A 1,620-nucleotide genomic window follows, 5' to 3' on the forward strand; every position below is an offset into this window, starting at 1 on the left:
CCACAGAATGATGTCACGCTGAAAATGCCGGCCTTTGAATGGGTTCATGTGCAGCTCCATCAGCAAAAGGGGATGATAAGTTTATCACCACCGACTATTTGCAACAGTGCCCTGTTTAGAGTACTATATGCGCCTGCAACAGTGGGCCACCGAAAATATTAAAAAACTGCTTTATCTCGCGGGGGATGACGCGGTGATTAATTACGGGAAAATGCGGCTGGAATTTTTGCAGAAAGCACTGGCGCAGGATACCTCCGGTGACTTCTGCTTTCGTGTGCTGCATCCGGAAGTGTCTGGCCCGCCGGATATGAAAAAGGCTTCCGCCGGGTACCGTGACTTTATTATCGGTAACAGAGCGTTGCTGGATCTGGTGAATTCAGCCGGTGAAGGGGCTCCGGTTGCGCATTATTCCGCTGATGAAATTCAGTCATTATTTTCGGCACAAATACAGGGGTCGGTGGATAAATACGGCGATAGTTTCCTGACGGATGATCCGTATGTGCTGGCGGAAGACAAGCTGCAAACCTGTCAGATGGAAATTGATTTAATGGCGGATGTGCTGAGAGCACCGCCCCGTGAATCCGCAGAACTGATCCGCTATGTATTTGCGGATGAGTGGCCGGAATAAATAAAACCGGGCTTAATACAGATTAAGCCCGTATCGGGTATTATTACTGAATACCAGACAGCTTACGGAGGACGGAATGTTACCCATTGAGACAACCAGACTGCCTTCTGATTATTAATATTTTTCACTATTAATCAGAAGGAATAACCATGAATTTTACCCGGATTGACCTGAATACCTGGAATCGCAGGGAACATTTTGCCCTTTATCGTCAGCAGATTAAATGCGGATTCAGCCTGACCACCAAACTCGATATTACCGCTTTGCGTACTGCACTGGCGAAAACCGGTTATAAGTTTTATCCGCTGATGATTTACCTGATCTCCCGGGCTGTTAATCAGTTTCCGGAGTTCCGGATGGCAATGAAAGATAATGAACTGATTTACTGGGAACAGTCAGACCCGGTCTTTACTGTCTTTCATAAAGAAACCGAAACATTCTCCGCACTGTCCTGCCGTTATTTTCCGGATCTCAGTGAGTTTATGGCGGGTTATAACGCGGTAACAGCAGAATATCAGCATGATACCAGGTTGTTTCCGCAGGGAAATTTACCGGAGAATCACCTGAATATATCATCGTTACCCTGGGTGAGTTTTGACGGATTTAATCTGAATATCACCGGAAATGATGATTATTTTTCCCCGGTTTTTACAATGGCAAAGTTTCAGCAGGAAGGTGACCGCGTACTATTACCTGTTTCTGTACAGGTTCATCATGCAGTCTGTGATGGTTTTCATGCAGCAAGGTTTATCAATACACTTCAGCTGATGTGTGATAACATACTGAAATAAATTAATTAATTCTGTATTTAAGCCACCGTATCCGGCAGGATTGGTGGCTTTTTTTTATATTTTAACCGTAATCTGTAATTTCGTTTCAGAAGGCACTGTTGCAAAGTTAGCGATGAGGCAGCCTTTTGTCTTATTCAAAGGCCTTACATTTCAAAAACTCTGCTTACCAGGCGCATTTCGCCCAGGGGATCACCATAATAA

General features: G+C 44.8%; 2 protein-coding genes. Both read left to right on the forward strand.

What is annotated here, in order from left to right; genetic code table 11:
• The first annotated feature begins 127 nt into the window (after positions 1-127).
• On the forward strand, positions 128-628 hold the full coding sequence (locus ACQUTI_RS26255) for a hypothetical protein (RefSeq protein ID WP_001239317.1): 501 nt from the start codon (positions 128-130) through the stop codon (positions 626-628).
• A 149-nt stretch (positions 629-777) separates the two neighbouring features.
• Complete coding sequence (locus tag ACQUTI_RS26260) at positions 778-1,419, forward strand: type A-2 chloramphenicol O-acetyltransferase CatII (RefSeq protein ID WP_001011939.1); 642 nt, start codon at positions 778-780, stop codon at positions 1,417-1,419.
• The last annotated feature ends 201 nt before the right edge of the window (positions 1,420-1,620 follow it).

The organism is Klebsiella sp. 7-CIP_Kleb. (assembly GCF_050378655.1).
In the GTDB taxonomy this organism is placed as follows: Bacteria; Pseudomonadota; Gammaproteobacteria; order Enterobacterales; family Enterobacteriaceae; genus Klebsiella; species Klebsiella quasipneumoniae.